The organism is Stappia sp. (assembly GCF_048268045.1).
GTDB lineage: Bacteria > Pseudomonadota > Alphaproteobacteria > Rhizobiales > Stappiaceae > Stappia.
Genome location: NZ_JBLWWG010000001.1, coordinates 242,544 through 264,602, shown reverse-complemented (window position 1 = coordinate 264,602; position 22,059 = coordinate 242,544). Strand labels below are relative to the sequence as shown.

Sequence of the window (22,059 nt, the reverse complement as noted above, 5' to 3'; positions counted from 1 at the left end):
GTCGCCGTGCCATGTCCCGGCCGCGCCGGGTTCCCCGGAAGGTTCCCTCTGGCGGCCGCCCTCGCGATGGACATGCTTGCGTCCCCGTCGGAGATATTTTAAGCTTAAAATAATTCGACGCGCAATGCCGTTCTGGATCGCTTTCGGGATCCGCAACGAAGCAGCAGGCGGGCAGCCGGCGCATCATGGCCCGGCAAGCGGGAGAGACAGGTTGGCACAGGCTTCGCTTCATGGCCGTCACGCCTTCGTGACCGGTGGCACGCGCGGCATCGGGCTTGCGATTGCCCGTCGCCTGGTGGCCGAGGGCGCCAGCGTGACGATCCTCGGACGCGACGCGGGGCGGGCGGAAGCGATGGCGCGCGAGATCGGCGCCGCTGGTTTCGCGGGCGCCGATGTGACCGATCGCGACGGGCTGACCGGCGCGATCCGGCAGGCGGAAAGCCGTCTCGGTCCGGTGGCGATCCTCGTCAACAATGCCGGGCAGGCGGAAAGCGCGCCCTTCCTGAAAACCTCGCCCGAGCGTTTCTCGCGCATGATCTCGGTCAACCTCGACAGCGTCGTCACTGCCTGCCAGGCGGTGCTTCCCGGCATGATCGACGCGGGAGAGGGGCGGATCGTCAATGTTGCCTCGACGGCGGGCCTCAAGGGCTATCGCTATGTCTCCGCCTATGTGGCGGCGAAACATGCGGTCGTCGGGCTGACGCGGGCGCTGGCGCTGGAGACGGCGGAAACCGGGGTGACGGTCAACGCGGTCTGCCCGGGCTTCGCCGACACCGACCTGGTGCGCGACAGCGTGGCGAAGATCCGTGAGAAGACGGGCCGGGACGAGGCGGCGATCATCGCCGACATGGTGCGCGACAACCCGCAAAAGCGGCTTGTCGACCCGGACGAGGTGGCGGACGCGGTGGCATGGCTTGTCGGCGCGCGGGCGCGTTCGGTGACCGGCCAGTCGCTGGCAGTCGCCGGCGGCGAAGTGATGTGAGGCCTGGCGATGGATGAACGGACCCCAGTTTCCGAGGCAGGCGCGCTTGCGCATGCGGGCGTGACGCTCGATGCCGAGACCCGCCTTCATGGCGACGGCGATCACCAGACGGAGCTTCGCCTGTGGCTGAGGCTTCTGACCTGCGCCAACCTGATCGAGACGGATATCCGCTCGCAGCTTCGCGCCGAATTCGACGTGACCTTGCCGCGGTTTGACCTGATGGCGCAGCTCGAGCGCACCCAGGACGGCCTGACGCTGGGCGAGCTTTCGCGACGCATGATGGTGTCGGCGGGCAATGTCACGGGCCTCGTGGAGCGGCTCGTCCAGGACGGGCTGGTGGAGCGTCGCCCGGCCCCCGGCGACCGGCGCTCGGCGCTGGTCAGCCTGACGGCGGCGGGGCGCGCGAGCTTCGAGGGCATGGCGCATGCCCATGGCGACTGGATCGGAGAGATCTTCGCCGGGCTGGAGCCGGCCGACATGGAGGCGCTCATGCGGCTCCTGGCAAAGACAAAGGCGTCGGCGATGGCTGCGGCACTGAAGCCGGCCACGGCGACGCAGGACACCCGAGGGGACGAGGAAACACCGAATGGCTGACGCCCTGACCGCATCTGCGCCCGCGCCGCAGGAAACTTACGCCATCACGCTACCGGTGCGTGACTATGTGCCCGTGCACTTCAAGCTTGAGGTGGAGGGCAAGACCGCGCTGATCACGCTCAACCGTCCGGAGCGCAAGAACCCGCTGACCTTCCAGTCCTACGCGGAGCTGCGCGACCTGTTCCGCGCGCTTCAGTTCGACGAGGAGGTCAAGACGGTGGTGATCACCGGTGCCGGCGGCAATTTCTGCTCCGGCGGCGATGTGTTCGAGATCATCGAGCCGCTTCTGTCCCGCGACATGCCGGGCATCATGCAGTTCACGCGCATGACCGGCGAGCTGGTCAAGGCGATGCGCGCCTGTCCGCAGCCGATCGTGGCGGCGGTCGACGGCGTCTGCGTTGGCGCCGGCGCGATCATTGCCATGGCCTCCGACCTGCGGGTGGCGACGGCGGGCGCCAAGGTCGCCTTTCTGTTCAACAAGGTCGGCCTTGCCGGCTGCGACATGGGCGCTTGCGCCATCCTGCCGCGCATCATCGGCCAGGGGCGGGCTTCCGAGCTGCTCTACACAGGCCGGGTGATGAGCGGAGAGGAAGGCGAGCGCTGGGGCTTCTTCAACCGGCTGTCGACACCGGAGGAGGTGCTTGGCGATGCGCGGGCGCTCGCCGACACGCTGTCCGCCGGTCCGACCTTCGCCAATTCCGTCACCAAGCGGATGCTCCACATGGAGTGGGACATGTCCATCGACCAGGCGATCGAGGCTGAAGCCATGGCCCAGGCCGTGTGCATGAAGACCAAGGACTATCGCCGCGCATTCGAGGCCTTTGCCGCCAAGCGCAAGCCCGTATTCGAGGGGAACTGAGGAGCGGCCATGACGGACAAGAGCTTTCTCGACTGGCCGTTCTTCGACGCCGGGCACAGGGCCTTCGCCGACGAGGTGGAAGCCTTCGCCGCGGCCGAGGTCGCCGGACTGGCCGACCATCACGATGTCGACGGGTCCTGCCGCAAGCTGGTCGCGGCGCTCGGCCGCGCCGGGTTGTTGCGGGCGGCCGTGCCGGCGGCCTTCGGCGGCCTGCACGAGCGGCTCGACGTGCGCAGCCTGTGCATTGCCCGCGAGACGCTGGCCCGCCATCACGGGCTTGCCGATTTCGCCTTCGCCATGCAGGGGCTCGGCACCGGCTCGATCTCGCTTGCGGGATCCGAGGAGATCAAGGCGCGCTACCTGCCTCCGGTCGCCCGCGGCGAGAAGATCGCCGCCTTCGCGCTTTCGGAACCCGAGGCGGGCTCGGACGTGGCCGCCCTTGCGACCGTGGCCGAGCCGGACGGGCCGGACCATGTGCGCATCACCGGAGAGAAGACCTGGATCTCCAACGGCGGCATCGCCGATCACTACATCGTCTTCGCCCGCACCGGCGAGGCGGCGGGCGCGCGCGGGCTCTCCGCCTTCGTGGTCGACGCGGACGTGCCCGGGTTCCGCGTGAAGGAGCGCATCGAGACCACCGCGCCGCATCCGCTTGCGACGCTCGCCTTCGATGGCGTGCGCGTGCCGGTCTCGGCACGGCTCGGCAGAGGCGGCGAGGGCTTCAAGGTCGCCATGGCGACGCTCGACATTTTCCGCTCGACGGTCGGGGCGGCGGCGCTCGGTTTCGCCCGCCGCGCGCTTGACGAGACGCTCCAGCACACGACGACGCGCCAGCTTTTCGGCGCGCCGCTTTCCGATCTGCAGATGACGCAAGCCTCGCTGGCCGAGATGGTCGCCGACGTGGATGCGGCGGCCCTTCTCGTCTACCGCGCCGCATGGACCAAGGACATGGGGGCCGCCCGCGTCACCCGCGAGGCGGCACTTGCCAAGATGGTGGCGACCGAGAACGCCCAGAAGGTCGTCGACCGCGCCGTGCAGTTGCACGGCGGTCACGGTGTGCGCACGGGCACAAAGGTGGAGGAGCTTTACCGCGACGTGCGCGCGTTGCGCATCTACGAGGGCGCAACGGAAATCCAGAAGGTCGTCATCGCCCGTCAGGCGGTGGCCGACCACGCAGCCCGCTGCTCCGCCGCTGCGGCGGCGGAGTAACGAACTTCCCGTCAGAGCCGGCGCAGAACCGGCCGACGGATCCTTCCAGAAGGAGTGCCTGATGGCCCGCTCAGCTCATGTCGATACCTTCGCGGCGGACAACCTCCCGCCCCGCGACCAGTGGCCCGACCTCATCAATCTCGACCGCCTCGGCTATCCGGAGCGGATGAACTGCGCGGTCGAACTGATCGACCGCAATGTCGAGGAGGGGCGCGGCGACAAGCTCGCCCTGATCGGCCCCAACGAACGCTGGACCTATGCCGAGCTCGCCGAGAAGGTGAACCGGATGGCCAATGTGCTCGTCGAGAAATTCGCTCTCGCGCCGGGCAACCGCGTGCTCCTGCGCTTTCCCAACACGCCGACCATGGTGGCTGTCTATTTCGCCGTCCTGAAGGCCGGCGGCATCGTTGTCGCCACCATGCCGCTGCTGCGGGCCAAGGAGCTGTCGGTCATCGTCGACAAGTCCGAGCTTTCGCTGGCCGTCTGCGACCACCGTCTTGCCGACGAGATGGAGATGACGCGGGCGCGCACCGACAGGCTTGAGACCATTGTCTATTCGGGGTCGGGAAGCGCCGACAGCCTCGAGGCGCTGATGGCCGATGCCTCGCCCGAGTTCAGCGCCTGCGACACGGCGGCCGACGATGTCTGCCTGCTTGGTTTCACCTCCGGCACGACGGGCGTGCCGAAGGCGACCATGCACTTTCACCGCGACATGCTGACGATCTGCGACTGCTACGCGCGCGAAGTGCTGAGGCCGCAGGAGAGCGACGTCTTCATCGGCTCGCCACCGCTGGCCTTCACCTTCGGCCTCGGCGGGCTGGTTCTGTTTCCCTTCCGCGTCGGGGCAAGCGCGATCCTGCTGGAGCGTGCCGGGCCGGACGAACTGCTGAAGGCGATACCCGAACTCCGGCCGACCGTCGTCTTCACCGCGCCGACGGCCTATCGCGCGATCCTGGCCAAGAAGGGGGATGCGGATCTCTCGTCGCTGCGCAAATGCGTGTCGGCTGGCGAAGCGCTGCCCAAGGCGACCTGGGACGACTGGCTGGCGGCGACCGGGATCAAGATCCTCGACGGCATCGGCGCGACGGAGATGCTGCATATCTTCATCGCCGCGCGCGAGGACGAGGTGCGCCCCGGGGCGACCGGCAAGCCGGTGCCGGGCTATGAGGCCAAGGTGATCGGACCCGACGGCGAAGAGGTGCCCGACGGCACGCCGGGGAAGCTTGCCGTGCGCGGGCCAACGGGCTGCCGCTATCTCGCCGACGACCGCCAGGCCGTCTATGCCGTCAATGGCTGGAACGTCACCGGCGACACCTATATCCGCGATGCCGATGGCTATTTCTGGTATCAGGCGCGCTCCGACGACATGATCGTGTCGGCTGGCTACAACATCGCCGGACCCGAGGTCGAGGGCACGCTGCTGGCCCATCCGGCGGTCGCCGAATGCGGCGTCGTCGGCGCGCCGGATCCCGATCGCGGGCGCATCGTCAAGGCCTATGTGGTGCTCAAGCCCGGCGTCCAGGGGGACGCGGCGCTGGCGAAGGCGCTGCAGGATTACATCAAGGCCGAGCTTGCTCCCTACAAGTACCCGCGCGCTGTCGAGTTCGTCGACAGCCTGCCGCGCACCGAAACCGGCAAGCTGCAGCGCTTTGCCCTTCGCGACATCGCCGCCCGGGACGGCGAGGACGCCCTTCACGCCAAGGCCGCATCGTGATATCGGCCGGGCCAACGATCTGGATGAACGAATGACCAAGACCGCCGAAACCGCCGCCGCCGTGGCCGAGCCCGCGTCCTCGCCGCTGACGCCGCTCCAGCCCGAGGGCTGGCCTATCCCGAGAGGCTATGCCAACGGCATGGCGGGCGAGGGGCGCTATGTGCTGACAGGCGGCCAGATCGGCTGGCGTCCCGACGGGACCTTTCCGACGGATTTCGTCGGCCAGATCCACCAGACGCTGGAAAACGTCGTTGCCGTGGTGCGTGCGGCCGGAGGCGGGCCGGAGCACATCGCCCGGCTGACCTGGTATGTCACCGACATCGAGGCCTATCGCAACTGCCTGAAGGAACTGGGCCCTGCCTATCGCGCCGTCATGGGGCGGAACTATCCGGCCATGGCTGTCGTGCAGGTGCTGGCGCTGGTCGAGCGTGAGGCCATGGTCGAGATCGAGGGCACGGCCATCGTGCCGGTCTGACAGGGCAGCCGCCATCCATGCAAAAAGGCCCGGCAGTGGCTCTGCCGGGCCTTTTTTCGTGTCGTTGCGCTCATCGTCGATGAACGATTCGCGGTGTCTTCAGCCGTTGGCCGCGCGCGGCGCCTGCCGGCGGTCGAGAAGGCGCTCGATCACGTTGACGATGATGCGGTGACCTGCCTCCTGGTCGAGGGACATGATCGATTCCGGGTGGAACTGCACCGCGGCGATGGGCTCCGCCTCATGCTCGATGGCCATGACGATGCCGTCTTCCGTCTCCGCCGTGACGCGGAAGCCCGCCGGCAGGGCGTCGCGGACCGCGTGCAGCGAATGGTAGCGCCCGACGGTCACCGGCGAGGAAAGGCCGGCGAAGAGCAGGCTGTCGGGCGTGAAGCGCACCGGCGAGGGTTTGCCGTGCATCGGGATATCGAGCTGGGCGAGCCGGCCGCCGAGACCCTCGGCGAGCGCCTGGAGGCCGAGGCAGACGCCGAAGATCGGCAGGCCGCGGGCGCGGGCCCGGCCGATGGTGGCGGCGCAGTCGAAATCCTTCGGGTTGCCGGGGCCGGGCGAGAGCACGACGAGGTCGGGCGCGACATCGTGGAAGACGCTGTCGGCCACCGGCGAGCGGTAGGTGACAACGTCCGCGCCGGTCTGGCGGAAGTAGTTGGCAAGCGTGTGGACGAAGCTGTCCTCGTGATCGACAAGCAGGATCTTCAGTCCCTTGCCGGGCTCCTCGGCGCGCGCGAGTGCTTCGGCGGCGCGTCCCTGACCGGCCTCGCGCACGGCGGCGCGCATGGCCTCGGCCTTGAGTTCGGTCTCCGCCTCCTCGTCTTCCGGCACGCTGTCGAAGAGCAGCGTTGCGCCGGCCCGGATCTGGGCGACGCCATCCTTGATGCGCACGGTGCGCAGCGTCAGGCCGGTGTTCATGTCGCCATTGAAGAGGATGGCGCCGATCGCGCCGCCATACCAGGCGCGGGGGCTCTTCTCGTGGCGTTCGATGAAGTCCATCGCCCAGCGTTTGGGAGCGCCGGTCACCGTCACCGCCCAGGTGTGCGACAGGAAGGCATCGAGCGCGTCGAGGTCCTCCCGCAGCGTGCCCTCGATGTGGTCGACGGTGTGGATCAGACGCGAGTAGAGCTCGATCTGCCGCCGGCCGATGACGCGCACCGAGCCGGGCACGCAGATGCGGCTCTTGTCGTTGCGGTCGACGTCGGAGCACATGGTGAGCTCCGCCTCGTCCTTGGCGGAATTGAGGAGCTTGCGGATCTGCGCCTCGTCCTCGATGGCGTTGCGCCCGCGCCGGATTGTGCCCGAGATCGGGCAGGTCTCGACCCGGCGACCGCCGGAGACGCGAACGTACATTTCCGGGCTGGCGCCGACGAGATACTCCGCGTTGCCGAGGTTGATGAAGAAGCCGTAAGGGGAGGGATTGATCTCCTGCAGGCGGCGGGAGACGGCCGAGGGCGTCGCCGGGCAGGCCTCGTAGAAGACCTGCCCGGGCACGGTCTCGAACAGATCGCCGCGGCGGAAATAGGCCTTCGCCTCGTCGACCAGCCGGGCATATTCGCCGGGCTGGTGGTCGCCCCGGCCGGGGGCCTCGTTGGCCGGGCGATAGACGTTGCTGGCGCCGTCGCGCGGCAGGCCGTCGGTGCTCTTACCCTCGACGGAGAATTCATAGGCAAGCACATGGGCCTTGCGGCCGTAGTGATCGACCAGAAGGATCTCGTCGGGAAGGTAGAGGACGACGTCGCGCTGGTCGTCGGGCCGTTCCATCGCAAGCTCGATGGGCTCGAACTGAAAGGCGAGATCGTAGCCGAAGGCGCCATAGAGGCCGAGGTGCGCGTCGTCGCAGGAAAACAGCGCATTGACGGCGCGGATCACCGAAAAGACGGAGGGCTGACGCGAGCGTTCCTCCTCCGAGAAGGCGCGGGTGGCCGGTGCGATCCGCATCTCCAGGCGGGTGTCGTCGCCGGAGAGCCGCTCCAGCTCGGGCAGGGCGTCGAGCGTCTTGCGGATCGCGGGAAGCAGCAGCCGGCCGCGGTCGTTGAGCGCGGTGACGCTGACGTCGCGGGCGCGGGATTCGATCACCAGCGGCGGATTGACCAACGCCATGTCCCAGCGGGTGTACCGCCCGGGATATTCGTAGGAGGAGGAAAAGACGGCGCCACGTTCGGCGTCGAGCCGGTCGATCCAGGGGGACGTGCCCTTGGAATAGTCGGCGGCGCGCGCCGTCACCGTCACCCCGATACCGCCCTTCGTCACGAAGGTTTCTTCACGTCCCAGCTGCATTGTCCGCCTTCCTTCATCCGGCCGCCGGACCCGCTGTTGCAGCGGTCAGAAATGACAAAGCCGCCGGCGGGACCCCGCGGCGGCTTTCCTCATCTTTCGAGTGACGACTGGTCACGCGTTGTCGGTTGCCGCCCTTTATGAAAGGCGCCACCACCAACCGCTGTTCGTGACAATCATCGTGCTCATGGCATTTTCACTAGCGCAAGCGGGCGGCGCGCGCAACGCGGAATCCGCGTCAGCCGCGCGCCGCCCGGCGGCTCATTCGACGAAACGCCCGAGACGCACCGCGGTCATGCCCTTCGTAAGCCGCTTGCTCGGCATGATCAGGACGGTGCGGTCGTGCGGCGCGACAATCGGCCTGTCGCCGTCGCGGGCGATCACGGTGCCGGCCTTCTCGATCACTTCCTGGCCGAGGAAATCGCCCTCGAAGCGGAAGTCGTCGGTCATGATCGTGACAGGCTCGACAATCTCGATGAAACTCTGCGGCGCGGGCGCGCCGATGCGTGCAAGCTCCGCCGCTCCGAAGGCGGCATCCACGACGCCGGTCGCACGGAGAAAGCGGATCGAGGTCGCGAGGGCGACATCCGCGCTCGACTTCTCCCAGTGCTGGCCGCATTCCACCAGCAGCGCGTTCTTCGGGCTTTGCGGATCGGAGAAGCCGGCGTAGTCGCGCATGCGCTTGCCGGCGGCGTGGCCCTTGTCGGTGACCACGAGAGCGGGATAGCCGACGGCGCGGGCAAGCTCTCGGCCCTTTTCCAGGGGACCGGAGAGGGTCAGCGGGTCGGTCGCGTTCTGCATCGAGTGAAGGTCGAGCAGCAAATCGACCGTGTCCACGAAGGGCCGCAGCTCGCGGGCGCGGCGGCGCTCGCGGGTGCTGTCGTCGTCCAGCGTCTCGGCCTGCCAAAGGCGGTTCATGTCCTCATCCGCCCAGCGCGAGGCGAAGGGATCGGCCGGATCGTAGAGCTCGTAGGCGTCGAGATTGACGAAGGCGAGGGAGAGCCGGCCGGCGACCGGGCGCACCTGCTGGCGGAACAGCCAGTCGAGCGCGATAGGGCCGCACAGCTCGTTGCCATGGACGACCGCCGTGATCGCCACATGGGGGCCGGGCTTGCCGCTGTCGAAGGTGGTGACGCCGCGAATACCGGTGTTGCCGGTGAGATAGGCGGAAATGTCCGTCTTCTCGAGTTCGAGCGGGATGCTGCCTGCGGTCGGAAGGCCGGTCATGCGCAGGCCTCCTCGATCAGCTTGCCGATGAAGGCCTCGCATTTCTCCAGCTCGCTGACCTTGATGAACTCGTCGGCCTTGTGCGCCTGCTCGATGTTGCCCGGGCCGATGACCACGGTCGGAATCGCGCCGATCTCCTGGAAGAGGCCGCCCTCGGTGCCAAAGGCGACCTTGGCGTGATCGTTGCGCCCGGCAAGGCGCTTGGCCAGCACCGTGACCTCCGCGTCCGGCGCCGTGTCGAGGCCGGGGAAGCTGGAAATCTGTTCGAAGGCAATGCCGGTCCCGGGGGAACGCGCCTGCATCGCCGGCTCGATCTCCTCGCGGGCGTAGCGCATGATCTCGTCAACCAGCGCGTCGGCATCCTGCGAGGGCAGGACGCGGAACTCGAAGGCGATCTCGCAGCGGTCCGGCACGATGTTGAGCGCCGTGCCGCCATGGCACATGCCGGTGTGGGCGGTGCTGACGGCGACGTCGTAAAGCGGATCGGAGGCCCCTTCGGCGAGCACGCGGCCCATGTCGCGGATCTTCAGGATCAGCTCCGCGGCATAGTCGACCGCATTGACGCCGTGCGGGGCAAGCGAGGAATGGCAGGTCAGGCCGGTGACAATGGCCCGGTAGGAGCGCTTCGACTTGTGGCCAAGCACCACCTGCATCTCGGTCGGCTCGCCGACGAAACAGGCGCGCGGGCGCGGCAGCGTCTCGATCATCTTCTCGATCAGGCTCGGAACGCCCTTGCAGCCGACCTCCTCGTCATAGGAGAAGGCGAGGTGGATGGGAGCCTTGAGCGGGGCGGCCAACATGTCGTCCACACGGGCGAGGCAGCAGGCGAGGAAGCCTTTCATGTCGCAGGAGCCGCGCCCGTAGAGCTTGTCGTCGCGCAGCGTCAGCTCGAAGGGCGGGCTGGTCCACTCCTGCCCGTCGACGGGAACCACGTCGGTGTGGCCCGAGAGAACATAGCCCGGCACATCGGCGGGACCGACGGTCGCCAGGAGGTTGGCTTTTTCGCCGGTCTCGTCCAGAACGCGGGCGGTCTTCACGCCACGGGCATGGAGAAAGGCCTCCACATGGGCGATGAGCGCGAGGTTCGATCCCCGGCTGGTGGTGTCGAAGGCAACCAGCTCTTTCAGGATCTGGGCTGATTTCGGCGCGGCGTTCTGCAACATGGAGTGTCCTCTTGCCCCTTGCGGGCGGGTGGTTTCAAGGCGGGTTCGTCTCTGTCAGGTCAACATCAGGCGGGCTGTGAATAGGCGTCGGCGGGGACCGTCCGGCGCGCGTACTCGATGAAACTCTGCGCGATCGGCGTCACCGGGCCGGCAGGTGTGAAAAACTGCGTCAGATAGTCGATGCGGGGGGTGAAGGGGCGAAAGACGACGCCTTCGACCGGGCGCAGGTTGACCGGGAACGGGTTGACCAGGCCGATGCCGACCCCCTCTCGCACCAGCTCGCACACGGCGATGCTGGTCGCCGTTTCGGCGCGAATGTTCCGCTCAACACCCCGTTCGGAGAAGATCCGGTCGTAGAGATTGCGCTGATGGAAGCGCCGGGTGAGCGTGATGAAAGGCTCCCCGGCCAGGTCCTCCGGCACGATCTCGGTGCGCCCGGCGAGCCGGTGATGGTGTGGAATGGCGGCATGGGCGACGGCCTGACGGAAGGGGTACATGCGCAGCCCGTCGTGGCGGATACGCCCGTCGCCGATGCCCAGGTCCGCGTTTTCGTCGGCGACGGCGGCCGTGACATTGGCCGACATGCCGATCTCCAGATGGACCGAGGCGTCCGGGTTCTCGCGCAGGAAGCCGGCGATCAGCCGCGTCACCAGCCGGTGGGCCAGGGTCGGCGGCGCGCAGATGCGCAGACGGCGCGGATTGGGCCGGTCGGTCTCGTTTGCCGTAAGGCTCGCCAGGGTGGCGAAGATCGGCTCGATCTGCTCGTTGAGGGCAAGGCCGTCCGCCGTTGGCTCGATGCGGTTGCCATGGCGCAGGAACAGCTTACGCCCAAGGCGGGCCTCAAGCTGGGCGACGGCGCGGCTGACAGCAGGCTGGGAGATGCCGAGCCGGTGGGCGGCGGCGGTCGTCTTGCCTTCGCTGATCACCGCGCGCAGCACCTCAAGCTCCCGGAGGGTCAGTCCGCCGCGCTGGAAGTTCTCGCCCACGCGACGCGGCGCGGGCTGCTCAAGATACTCGGTATTTGTCACGAGAATAGGTCTATGCGTGGAAGGTATCGTTTTTCATTTGTCGATCATTAAATCGCATAATAGCCTTTCCGACAAGCCGTGGATGGCGCAGGCCAATCCGCAAACGGCACCGGTCGGGACCTCCCGGATCTCGCCCCGACCGAAAAAATCCTTCCAGGGGTCCGGAGGGGAGACAGTTGATGCATTCCGTGAAAACGCCGCTTCGGCGCGCGCTGCTTGCTGCCGCGTGCTCGACGCTTGCCTTCGCCGGTCCGGCGCTTGCCGACGACCTGGTGATCGGCCTCGATTCCGAGGCAACCTCCATCGATCCGCATTTCCACAATCTCGGCCCGAACAACCAGCTCGGCTTCATGATCTTCGACCGGCTGGCAAATCCGGACGAGCGGCAGAACTTCAAGCCGGGGCTGGCCGAAAGCTGGAAGCCCATCGACAACACCACCTGGGAATTCAAGCTGCGAAAGGGCGTGAAGTTCCACGACGGGTCGGACTTCAACGCCGACGACGTGATCTGCACTTTCGAGCGCGCGCCGAACGTGCCGAACTCGCCCGCCGGCTTCGGCACCTACGTGAAGGGCAAGACCTTCATCAAGGTCGATGACTACACGATCCACGTGAAGACCGACGCGCCCTATCCGGTGATGGTCAACGATCTTGGCAATGTCGCCATCGTCTCCAGCGAGGGCGGCTGCGACGGTTCGACGGAGGACTTCAACTCCGGCAAGGCGGCGGCGGGAACGGGGCCGTTCAAGTTTTCCGAATACGTGCCGGGCGACCGGATCGTGCTCGAGGCCAATCCGGATTACTGGGGTGACAAGCCGATCTGGGACAAGGTGACGCTGAAGCCGATCAAGTCGGGTCCCTCGCGGGTCGCGGCGCTGCTCGCCGGCGACGTCGACGTGATCAACGGCGTGCCGACCACCGACATCGGCATGCTGAAGGGGCGGGACGACGTGACCCTGTCTCAGGGCGTTTCCAACCGCGTCATCTACCTGCATGTCGACCAGTTCCGCGAGGCCTCGCCCTTCGTCAAGGCCAATGGCGGCGGCGACATCAAGAACCCGCTGCTCGACGTGCGGGTGCGCAAGGCGATCTCCAAGGCGATCTCGCGCGATCTCATCCGCGACCGGGTGATGGAGGGGCTTTCCATCCCCGCCGGCCAGCTCCTTCCCGAAGGTTTCTTCGGCGTGTCGGAGAACCTGAAGCCGGACGACTACGATGTCGCCGGCGCCAAGGAGCTGCTCAAGGAGGCGGGCCTGCCGGACGGCTTCGAACTGACCATCCACGGGCCGAACGACCGCTATCTGAACGACGCCAAGATCGCCGAAGCCATCGCCCAGATGCTGACGCGGGCGGGCATCAAGACCCAGGTCGAGACGATGCCGCGCTCGGTCTACTTCAGCCGGGCATCGACGGGCGCGGAGGGGCTGCCGGAGTTCTCGCTGATCCTGGTCGGCTGGGGCGCCGGCTCGGGTGAGGCCTCCTCGCCGCTGCGCGCGCTCATCGCGTCCTTCGACAAGGAAAAGGGCATGGGCACCGCCAACCGTGGCCGCTACGCCAACGCGGAGGTCGACAAGCTGATCGAGGAAGCCCTCGCCGAAGTGGACGATCCCAAGCGCGCCGAGCTGCTCGCCAAGGCGACGGAGCTTTCCATCGGCGAGGATCAGGCGATCATCCCGATCCACTATCAGGTCAACACCTGGGCGAGCCGCAAGGGCCTGCGCCACATCCCGCGCACCGACGAATACACCGTCGGCTACGGCGTGGTGAAGGAATAGTCCTGCCGGCGCCGCGCGTGCCAAAGCGACCGACCCGGCCCGCAGGCTTTGCCCGCGGGCCGGGCACCCGTCAACGGGGCCTCCTCCCCCGGTCCGGAATCCGCACATGAGCGTCTTTATCCTCCGACGCCTTTTCCAGAGCATCCTCGTCATGGCGGCGATGGCGGTTCTGGTGTTCTTCGGCGTCCACTTCGTCGGCGACCCGGTCTACATGTTCATCACCCCGGACATGGACCAGGCCGACATCGAACAGGTAACCCGGGCGCTTGGCCTCGACCGACCGATCTGGGAACAGTTCTGGTACTTCATGGTCAATGCGGTTACCGGCCATCTGGGGCAGTCCTTCGTCTTCGGCGAGCCGGCGCTGGGCCTCATCATCGAACGCATGCCGGCGACGCTGGAGCTTGCCTTCACGGCGCTGCTGATGGCGATCGTCATCGGCATCCCGCTCGGCCTCTACGCCGGCCTCTATCCCGATGGCGTCGCGGCGAAGACGATCATGGCCGGCTCGATCCTCGGCTTCTCGCTGCCCACCTTCTGGGTCGGCATCATGATGATGCTGGTCTTCGCCGTGATGCTCGGCTGGCTGCCCTCGACCGGGCGAGGCGAGACGGTGGACGTGCTCGGCGTGCCGCTGTCCTTCCTGACGCTCGACGGCTTGCGGCATCTGGCGCTGCCGGCGCTCAACCTGGCGCTGCTGAAGATCTCGCTGGTGATCCGGCTGACCCGCGCCGGCACGCGCGAGGCGATGCTGCAGGACTACATCAAGTTCGCCCGCGCCAAGGGGCTGTCGCGCTCACGCATCGTCGGGGTGCATCTGCTGAAGAACATCCTGATCCCGGTGGTCACCGTGCTCGGTCTCGAGTTCGGCTCGCTCATCGCCTTCTCGGTGGTGACCGAGACGATCTTCGCATGGCCCGGCATGGGCAAGCTGCTGATCTCCTCGATCCAGCAGCTCGACCGACCGGTGATCGTCGCCTACCTGATGATGATCGTGTTCCTCTTCGTGGTCATCAACCTGGTGGTCGACATTCTCTATTCGCTCCTCGATCCGCGCGTGCGGCTCGGCGAGCGCGGACAGTGAGGGCGCGATGACCGTGACCGACCCCGCAGGCGACGGCGCCTCCCTTGCCGCGCCGGCCGTGACGCCGCCGGAGAACGCCTTTCGCCGCCTTCTGTCGGACTATTGCGAGAGCCGGATCGCGGTGCTCGCCTTCCTGGTGCTGTTGGCGATCGTCGTCGTCGCCCTGGCCGCGCCCTGGATCGCGCCGCAGGATCCCTATGACCTCGCCACCGTCTCGATCTTCGACGCGCGCCAGCCGCCGGGCGCGCAGAGCATGGACGGCTACACCTTCTGGCTCGGCACCGACGGAGCGGGGCGCGACCTGCTTTCGGCGATCATCTACGGCTTGCGGATCTCGCTGTCGGTCGGCGTCGCCTCGGCGGTGATTGCCGTTGTCGTCGGCATGACGGTCGGGCTCATCGCCGCCTATGCGGGCGGGCGCACCGAGACGCTGATCATGCGCGTCGTCGACATCCAGCTGTCGCTGCCGGCCGTGCTCATCGCGCTGATGCTGCTCGCGATCCTGGGCAAGGGCGTCGACAAGATCATCATCGCGCTGGTGATCGCCCAATGGGCCTATTACGCCCGCACGGTGCGCGCCTCGGCGCTGAGCGAGCGGCGACGCGAATATGTGGAGGCAGCCGCCTGCCTCGGCCTGTCGCATGCGCGCATCGTCTTCCGCCACATCCTGCCGAACTGCGTCGCGCCGCTGATCGTCGTCGCTACGGTGCAGACCGCCCACGCCATCGCGCTGGAGGCGACGCTGTCGTTCCTCGGCGTCGGCCTGCCGCAGACGGAGCCCTCGCTCGGGCTGCTGATCTCCAACGGGTTCGAATACATGCTCTCCGGCAGATACTGGATCGCGGTCTTTCCCGGACTGGCGCTGCTCATCACCATCGTCTCGATCAACATGGTCGGCGACCAGTTGCGCGACGTGCTCAACCCGCGCCTGAGGAGGTGAGGCCGATGACCGGCGAAACCGTGCTCGAGGTCGAGAACCTCAAGACCCATTTCTTCACAAAGGCCGGCGTCGCGCGCGCCGTCGACGGCGTGTCCTTCAAGCTGAAGCGGGGCGAGGTGCTGGGCCTGGTCGGCGAAAGCGGCTCGGGCAAGACCGTCACGGGCTTCTCGTTGATGGGGCTCGTCGACGCGCCGGGGCGGATCGTCGGCGGCTCGATCCGCCTTGCCGGCCAGGAACTCGTCGGCCGGCGGGAAGAGGAATGGCGGAGCCTGCGCGGCAAGCGCATCGCCATGATCTTCCAGGATCCCATGATGACGCTCAATCCGGTGCTGCGGGTCGATACGCAGATGATCGAGGCGATCCGGGCGCATGAGTCTATCTCGAAGGAGGCGGCGCGCGAGCGGGCGCGCGCGGCGCTGGTGCGCGTCGGCATTCCGGCCCCCGACGAGCGGCTTGCCGCCTATCCGCACCAGTTCTCCGGGGGTATGCGCCAGCGCGTGGCCATCGCCATCGCGCTGCTCAACGAGCCGGAGGTGATCGTCGCCGACGAGCCGACCACCGCGCTCGATGTCACCATCCAGGCGCAGATCCTCTACGAGGTGCAGAAACTGTGTGCCGAAAGCGGGCTGGCGATGATCTGGATCACTCATGACCTTGCCGTCGTCGGCGGCCTCGCCGACCGGGTGGCGGTGATGTACGCCGGCCGCATCGTCGAGGAAGGGCCGGTCGATCCGGTGCTCGACGCCCCGGCCCATCCCTATACCCACGGTCTTGTCGGCTCGGTGCCAAGCCAGAACCGGCGCGGCGAGCGGCTGACCCAGATCCCGGGCATGGCGCCGTCGCTGCTGGCGCTGCCGCAGGGGTGCAGCTTTGCCGCCCGTTGCCCGCGCGTTGATGCGGCCTGCCGAACGATGCCTGAGCTTGTCGGCGTCGGCCCCGCCCGCCTTGTGCGCTGTCACTACCCCCACGCGGCCGAGGTCGCCAGCTCCGGAGGTTCCGCATGAGCGGCGAACCGCTTCTGCGCCTGGAGGGCGTTTCCAAGCGCTTCGTGCGACGGCTCGACGCGGCCGAGCGCGTCGTCAATCTGTTCGGCGGCAACCGCCGCGAGGAAGTGGTGCACGCGGTCGATGACGTGTCGCTGGCCATCGGCGAGGGAGAGGTGGTCGGCCTCGTCGGGGAATCGGGTTGTGGAAAGTCGACGCTCGGGCGGGTCGTTGCCGGCGTGCACGGGCCAAGCGAAGGCCGGGTCTTCTGGCGCGGCCGCGACGTGGCGAAGCTGTCGGGCGCGGACCGGCGCGAGGCGACGCTGAAGATCCAGATGATCTTCCAGGACCCGATGTCCTCGCTCAATCCGCGTATGCGGGTGCGCGACATCATCGGCGAGGCGCCGCGCGTGCATGGGCTGATCGGGACGGCGGAGGTCTCCGACTATGTGGACCAGATGCTGACCCGCGTCGGTCTCGATCCTGACTTCAAGACCCGCTATCCGCACCAGTTCTCCGGCGGTCAGCGCCAGCGCATCGGCATCGCCCGCGCGCTGGCGGTCCGCCCGGAGTTCCTCGTCTGCGACGAGAGCATCGCCGCGCTCGACGTGTCGATCCAGGCGCAGGTTCTCAATCTCTTCATGGATCTGAAGCAAGAGCTGAACCTCACCTATCTCTTCATCAGTCACGATCTCGGCGTGGTCGAGCATCTCGCCGACCGGGTGGTGATCATGTATCTCGGCCGGGTGGTGGAAAGCGCCCCGGCGGAGGAACTGTTCGCCCAGCCGAACCACCCCTATGCCCGCGCGCTGCTCGACGAGGTGCCGAGGATCGATGCGCGCCGGCGCGTGTTCCAGCCGGTGAAGGGGGAAATTCCCTCGCCGCTGTCACCGCCGCCGGGGTGCCATTTCCATCCGCGCTGCCCGCGCGCCTTCGCCCGCTGCAAGGTGGAAGCGCCGGCGTTGCGCGAGATCGCACCGGGCCGGCTTTCCTCCTGCCATCTCAACGACAGGTGAGGGCGGCGATGGCGGGCGCTGAGGACACGGGGATGATCGCGATCGAGCTGCCGGCCGGACCGGCGGTGGCGCTGGTGCTCGACAGTCCGCACTCGGGGACGCTCTACCCGAACGACTTCAACGCCGCCGTGCCGCCCGCGCGCTACCGCCGGGCGGAGGACATGTATGTGGACGAGCTGTTTTCGGCGGGCCCCGGCCTTGGCCTGCCGCTGCTTGCGGCGCGTTTCGGGCGGATCTATTGCGACGTGAACAGGGCCGCGGACGACCTCGCGCCCGGCACGCTGGACGACGCGGCGGGGATGGCGCTTGCCCCATCCGCCAAGGCCCGCCTCGGCAAGGGCGTGATCTGGACGGCGACGCCTCCGGACGGGGCGCCGCTGCTTGCCGCCCCCGTGCGGCGCGCCGACTACGAGCACCGGCTGTCGCGCTGCTGGTGGCCCTATCACGCGGCGCTGGCCGGCCTTCTCGACGACGCCCGCAAGGCGGCCGGTGTCGTCCATCACCTCGACCTGCACTCGATGCAGCCGGTTGCCAACGCGATGCACGAGGACGCGAGCGGTTCGCGTCGCCCCGACATCGTGCTTTCCGACCGCGAGGGAACGAGTTCGGGGCCGGCGTTCCTCCATGCCGCGCGGGCGGCGCTCGAGAGCCTCGGGTTTTCCGTCGCGCTCAACGATCCGTTCAAGGGGGCGGAGATCCTGCGCCGCCATGGCAATCCGGCCGCCGGCACTCATTCGGTGCAGGTCGAGGTCAACCGGGCGCTCTACATGGATGTCGAAACCTTTGTGAAATCGCCGCGTTTCGAGGAGACGCGGACACGGCTGACGGCATTTCTCGCCGCCATGCGGGATTGGGTCGCAGCACGGTAGAACGGAATTCCCCCGCGAGACTGTTGAATTTTCCCGCCGGACAGGGCACCAGAACGCAACGACGGAAACGTGGGGCCTCCTTCCGGCCCCGCGCCCGCCTCCCTCGTCCCGACCACGGAAACGCACAATGAACACCGGCCTGTCGCGTCCGAAGAACCAAATCCGCTGGCTGCTGCTGGAGGGCATCAGCCCGACCGCAACGTCCCTGCTCGAGCAGGCCGGCTATTCCAACGTCACCACGCTGAAGACGGCGCTCGACCGCGATGCGCTGATCGAGGCTCTGCACGGGGTTCATATCCTCGGCATCCGCTCGCGCACGCAGGTGGACGAGGCGATCCTGGAGGCGGCCGGCACACTGGTCGCCGTCGGCTGCTTTTCCGTTGGCACCAACCAGGTGGATCTTGTTGGCGCCAACCGGCGCGGGGTTCCGATCTTCAACGCTCCCTTCTCCAACACCCGCAGCGTCGCCGAGCTCACCATGGCCGAGATCGTCATGCTGATGCGCGGGGCCTTCACCAAGTCGATGGCGGCGCATCAGACCGGCCGATGGCTGAAGACGGCCTCGGGTAGCAACGAGGTGCGCGGCAAGACGCTCGGCATCGTCGGCTACGGCAACATCGGTTCGCAGCTTGCCGTGCTTGCCGAGGCGATGGGGCTGAAGGTCATCTACTACGATCACACCGACAAGCTGCGTCACGGCAACGCCGAGCCGACCGGCTCGCTGCACGACCTGCTGGCGGCCTCTGACGTGGTGTCGCTGCACCTGCCGCAGACCCCGGAGACGCGCGGCATGATCGGTGCGGCCGAGATCGCGGCGATGAAGAAGGGTGCCTATCTGATCAACAACGCGCGCGGCACGGTGCTCGACATCGACGCGCTGGCGGCGGCGCTGAAGTCGGGGCATCTGGCGGGCGCGGCGGTCGACGTCTTCCCGAAGGAGCCGAAGTCCAACGACGAGGAATTCGTCTCGCCGCTGCGCGGTCTCGACAATGTCATCCTGACGCCGCATATCGGCGGCTCGACCGAAGAGGCGCAGGAGCGCATCGGCGAGGAGGTGGCGCGCCGGCTGATCGAGTATTCGGACGTCGGCTCGACCATCGGCGCGGTGAATGTGCCCCAGGTGCAGCTTCCCAAGGGCACCAACAACACCCGCTTCATCCAGGTTCAGCGCAACCTGCCGGGTGAACTGGGCAAGCTCAACGACCTGTTCGCACGCTACAAGATCAACATCGCCGCGCAGCATTACCAGACCGACGGCGAGATCGGCTACGTGGTTCTCGATGCGGACGGTCCCGTCGCAAATGCGGTGGAACTTCTGGAGGCGATCCGCGAGCTTCCCGGCACCATCCGCGCGCGCCTGCTCAACCGGGTGTGATGAGCAACCGGCCCCGTCTCCCGCCGACTGGCGGGTGGCGGGACTATTGCCGGATTGCCTCCAGATCGATGCGGATCTCCACCTCGTCGCCGACGAGATCGTTCTCCAGCGCGTAGGTCGAGCCGAAGTCAGAGCGTTTGATCGCAGTGCGGGCGCTGATGCCTGTCACATAGGTGCCGCCGAACGGGTAGGGGCCGGACTTGTTCCAGGTGACATCCAGCGTGACCGGCTTCGTCACCCCGCGCAGGGTCAGATCGCCAGTGACCTTGCCGGTGCGTTCGCCGGTGGGACGGGCCTCGCTCATGACGAAGGTCGCGAGCGGATGGGCCCTGGCGTCGAGGAAATCGGGTGAGCGCAGGTGCTCGTCGCGCGCCTGGTTGTTGGAAAAGACGCTGCCGGTCTCGATCTCGACCTTCAGCCTGGAGAGTGTCCTTGTCTCCTCGTCGAAAGTGAAGGAACCGGCCCCCTTCAGGAACAGGCCCCAGGTCGGCGCGTAGCCGATATGCACGGCATTGAAGACGATGGAGAAATGCTCCGGATCAATGCGGTAGTCGCGCGGCTCCGCCTGCGCCGGGGCTGCGAGGGCGAAGAGTGCTGCGGCGGCAAGCAGCATGCGGCGCGGTCCGGCGAAACGGCGAAGGAGCGGGCTTGGCACGGTGTCCTCCCATGATGGATGAAACCCTGTTCGCTCCTGGAATATAGGCCCCGCGCGGCGTCCGGCGAGGGCGCGCTCAGTCGTTCCAGAGCCAGGCCGCGCCGCGTACGCCGGAGCTGTCGCCATGGGCGGCCTTGCGGATCGGCACCTCGTAGCGGTCGGAAAAGATGAAGGGCGCCATCGCCGCGGGCAGGCGCTCGTAAAGCTCGTCCACGTTGGACATGCCTCCGCCCAGCACGAAGACATCCGGGTCGATCAGGTTGGCGGCCATGGCCATGGCGCGGCCGAGGCGGGAGATGTAGCGCGCCAGGCTTGCGGCTGCCTGGGCGTTGCCGGCGCGCGCCAGCGCAACGATCTCGCGGCCGGTCAGCGTCTCGCCGCTTGCCTGCGTGTAATCCCACTGGAAGCCAGAGCCCGAACACAGCCGGTCGATGGTGCCGCGATGGCCGGTCCAGCAGTCGGGCCCGGGAAATTCGTCCTCGCGCATCCAGGGCAGGGGAATGTTGCCCCATTCCCCGCCGATGCCATTGGCGCCGCGATGGGCGCGCCCGTCGATGGCGATCCCCGAGCCGCATCCCGTGCCGATGATGATGGCGTGAACCAGATGGGCGCCGGCGCCGGCGCCGTCGGTCGCCTCGGAAACGGCGAGGCAATTGGCATCGTTCTGGATGCGCACCGGACGGGCTAGGGCCTGCTCGAGATCGCGGTCCAGCGGCTTGCCGTTCATCCAGGTGGAATTGGCGTTCTTGACGAGGCCGGTCGCGGGAGACAGCGATCCCGGTATGCCGAGGCCGAGGGTGCCGGTTGTTCCGATCGCGGATTCCGCGGCCGCCACGAGATCGCGCACGACACTGATACAGCCGGGATAATCGTCGCGCGGGGTGGCGACGCGCTTGCGGAACAGCTCCCGGCCGGAAGCGGCGTCGAGCGCGATCACCTCCATCTTGGTGCCGCCCCAGTCGATGCCGAGACGAAGGGGAAGTGCCTGCGGTTGCGTCATGCGTGCTGTCCGGTGATCGGGATACGGGAAAGGCGACTTCAGGCTAGAACCGCTACGCCGGACGCACGCGCACGCCGGCGCAGAGCGTCATCAGGCCATTTGTCAGTGACAAGCGTGGTCACCATGTCGAGGCTGCCGAGGCGCACGAGCGCGCGCTTGCCGAACTTGCTGCTGTCGACGGCGAGGATGCGATGATCCGAGCGACCAAGGGCGGCCGCGACGGCCGCGACCTCGGCCTGATCGTCATCATAGAGATTGCCTTCCGCATCGATGCCGCTCACGGAGACCACCGCGTGATCAAACCGGAACTGGCGGATGAATTCGTCGGTGTTTTCCTGGAACAGCCCGCCGTCCACCGGGCGCACGAAGCCGCCGGGGATGGCAAGCGCGAAGTCCGAGTTTTCGCTCAGGATCGAGGCCACGCGCAGGCTGTAGGTCACCACCCGAAGGTCGCGACGCACCAGAAGCGCCTGGGCGACCGCCTCGCAGGTGGTGCCGGTGTCGATGAAGATGGCGGCGCCGTCCGGCACCAGCTCCGCGATGCTCGCGGCGATCTTCAGTTTCTGGGGGGCCTGCTGCAGGCGCCTTTCCCGTAGTGTCAGGGGCGTCACGGGGGCCGCGAGTGCCGCTCCGCCATGGAGCCTGCGTACCTTCCCCAGTGCCTCAAGAGCCATGATGTCACGGCGTGCTGTTTGAGTTGTGACCGAGAACAATTTCGTTATCTCATCCACCGAGATGAATCCATTTTCTTCAATGTATTGTTCGATGAATGATTTTCTATTCTCCTTTTTGTTTCCTTCTGTTCGGTACTTACGTTGCGTATCCATA

At 67.3% G+C, this 22,059-nt stretch carries 20 protein-coding genes; 13 read left to right on the top strand and 7 right to left on the bottom strand.

What is annotated here, in order from left to right; all coding sequences use genetic code 11:
* Positions 1-211 precede the first annotated feature (211 nt).
* From ACN0WF_RS01230 to ACN0WF_RS01205, 6 genes are all read left to right on the top strand, one after another.
* On the top strand, positions 212-982 hold the full coding sequence (locus tag ACN0WF_RS01230; protein ID WP_417770944.1) for an SDR family NAD(P)-dependent oxidoreductase: 771 nt from the start codon (positions 212-214) through the stop codon (positions 980-982).
* Between the two features lie 9 nt (positions 983-991).
* Entirely contained in the window at positions 992-1,576 is a 585-nt protein-coding gene (locus ACN0WF_RS01225; RefSeq protein WP_417770943.1) for a MarR family winged helix-turn-helix transcriptional regulator, read from the top strand.
* On the top strand, positions 1,569-2,435 hold the full coding sequence (locus tag ACN0WF_RS01220; RefSeq protein WP_417770942.1) for an enoyl-CoA hydratase family protein: 867 nt from the start codon (positions 1,569-1,571) through the stop codon (positions 2,433-2,435). Before ACN0WF_RS01225 ends, ACN0WF_RS01220 begins: the two co-directional genes overlap by 8 nt.
* A gap of 9 nt (positions 2,436-2,444) precedes the next feature.
* Positions 2,445-3,644: an acyl-CoA dehydrogenase family protein gene (locus tag ACN0WF_RS01215; protein ID WP_417770941.1), complete on the top strand. Its 1,200-nt coding sequence runs from the start codon at positions 2,445-2,447 to the stop codon at positions 3,642-3,644.
* 61 nt (positions 3,645-3,705) lie between these two features.
* Entirely contained in the window at positions 3,706-5,358 is a 1,653-nt protein-coding gene (locus ACN0WF_RS01210) for a benzoate-CoA ligase family protein (RefSeq protein ID WP_417770940.1), read from the top strand.
* A gap of 31 nt (positions 5,359-5,389) precedes the next feature.
* Positions 5,390-5,833 (top strand): RidA family protein, encoded by a 444-nt coding sequence (locus ACN0WF_RS01205; protein ID WP_417770939.1) that lies wholly within the window; start codon positions 5,390-5,392, stop codon positions 5,831-5,833.
* A gap of 99 nt (positions 5,834-5,932) precedes the next feature.
* On the opposite strand, the gene ACN0WF_RS01200 is transcribed toward ACN0WF_RS01205, so the two are convergent.
* From ACN0WF_RS01200 to ACN0WF_RS01185, 4 genes are all read right to left on the bottom strand, one after another.
* Positions 5,933-8,119: an anthranilate synthase component I gene (locus ACN0WF_RS01200; protein WP_417770938.1), complete on the bottom strand. Its 2,187-nt coding sequence runs from the start codon at positions 8,117-8,119 to the stop codon at positions 5,933-5,935.
* Positions 8,120-8,377: 258 nt separating this feature from the next.
* Complete coding sequence (locus ACN0WF_RS01195; RefSeq protein ID WP_417770937.1) at positions 8,378-9,343, bottom strand: succinylglutamate desuccinylase/aspartoacylase domain-containing protein; 966 nt, start codon at positions 9,341-9,343, stop codon at positions 8,378-8,380.
* A complete protein-coding gene (gene argE, locus ACN0WF_RS01190) occupies positions 9,340-10,506 on the bottom strand; it encodes an acetylornithine deacetylase (protein WP_417770936.1) in 1,167 nt (388 codons plus the stop codon). Before argE ends, ACN0WF_RS01195 begins: the two co-directional genes overlap by 4 nt.
* 65 nt (positions 10,507-10,571) lie before the next feature.
* The gene (locus ACN0WF_RS01185; protein WP_417770935.1) at positions 10,572-11,534 is read right to left on the bottom strand and encodes a LysR family transcriptional regulator; all 963 of its coding nucleotides are present in this window, start codon (positions 11,532-11,534) and stop codon (positions 10,572-10,574) included.
* A gap of 179 nt (positions 11,535-11,713) precedes the next feature.
* Between ACN0WF_RS01185 and ACN0WF_RS01180 the strand changes: the two genes are divergently transcribed.
* From ACN0WF_RS01180 to serA, 7 genes are all read left to right on the top strand, one after another.
* A complete protein-coding gene (locus tag ACN0WF_RS01180; RefSeq protein ID WP_417770934.1) occupies positions 11,714-13,309 on the top strand; it encodes an ABC transporter substrate-binding protein in 1,596 nt (531 codons plus the stop codon).
* A 106-nt stretch (positions 13,310-13,415) separates the two neighbouring features.
* Complete coding sequence (locus tag ACN0WF_RS01175) at positions 13,416-14,393, top strand: ABC transporter permease (RefSeq protein WP_417770933.1); 978 nt, start codon at positions 13,416-13,418, stop codon at positions 14,391-14,393.
* 7 nt (positions 14,394-14,400) lie between these two features.
* Complete coding sequence (locus tag ACN0WF_RS01170) at positions 14,401-15,333, top strand: ABC transporter permease (protein WP_417770932.1); 933 nt, start codon at positions 14,401-14,403, stop codon at positions 15,331-15,333.
* 5 nt (positions 15,334-15,338) lie between these two features.
* Positions 15,339-16,337: an ABC transporter ATP-binding protein gene (locus tag ACN0WF_RS01165; protein WP_417770931.1), complete on the top strand. Its 999-nt coding sequence runs from the start codon at positions 15,339-15,341 to the stop codon at positions 16,335-16,337.
* Positions 16,334-17,332 (top strand): ABC transporter ATP-binding protein, encoded by a 999-nt coding sequence (locus ACN0WF_RS01160; protein ID WP_417770930.1) that lies wholly within the window; start codon positions 16,334-16,336, stop codon positions 17,330-17,332. The genes ACN0WF_RS01165 and ACN0WF_RS01160 overlap by 4 nt, the downstream gene beginning before the upstream one ends.
* Before the next feature lie 32 nt (positions 17,333-17,364).
* Entirely contained in the window at positions 17,365-18,201 is an 837-nt protein-coding gene (locus ACN0WF_RS01155; RefSeq protein ID WP_417770929.1) for an N-formylglutamate amidohydrolase, read from the top strand.
* 127 nt (positions 18,202-18,328) lie between these two features.
* The gene (gene serA, locus ACN0WF_RS01150; RefSeq protein WP_417770928.1) at positions 18,329-19,576 is read left to right on the top strand and encodes a phosphoglycerate dehydrogenase; all 1,248 of its coding nucleotides are present in this window, start codon (positions 18,329-18,331) and stop codon (positions 19,574-19,576) included.
* 43 nt (positions 19,577-19,619) lie between these two features.
* Here serA and ACN0WF_RS01145 read toward each other — a convergent pair whose 3' ends face one another.
* The 3 genes from ACN0WF_RS01145 to ACN0WF_RS01135 all read right to left on the bottom strand — a co-directional run bounded on the left by ACN0WF_RS01145 (position 19,620) and on the right by ACN0WF_RS01135 (position 22,058).
* Positions 19,620-20,231: a YceI family protein gene (locus ACN0WF_RS01145; RefSeq protein ID WP_417770927.1), complete on the bottom strand. Its 612-nt coding sequence runs from the start codon at positions 20,229-20,231 to the stop codon at positions 19,620-19,622.
* Between the two features lie 76 nt (positions 20,232-20,307).
* Entirely contained in the window at positions 20,308-21,231 is a 924-nt protein-coding gene (locus ACN0WF_RS01140) for an ROK family protein (protein ID WP_417770926.1), read from the bottom strand.
* A 38-nt stretch (positions 21,232-21,269) separates the two neighbouring features.
* Positions 21,270-22,058, bottom strand: coding sequence for a DeoR/GlpR family DNA-binding transcription regulator (locus ACN0WF_RS01135; RefSeq protein WP_417770925.1), 789 nt, complete (start codon positions 22,056-22,058; stop codon positions 21,270-21,272).
* Position 22,059 lies beyond the last annotated feature (1 nt).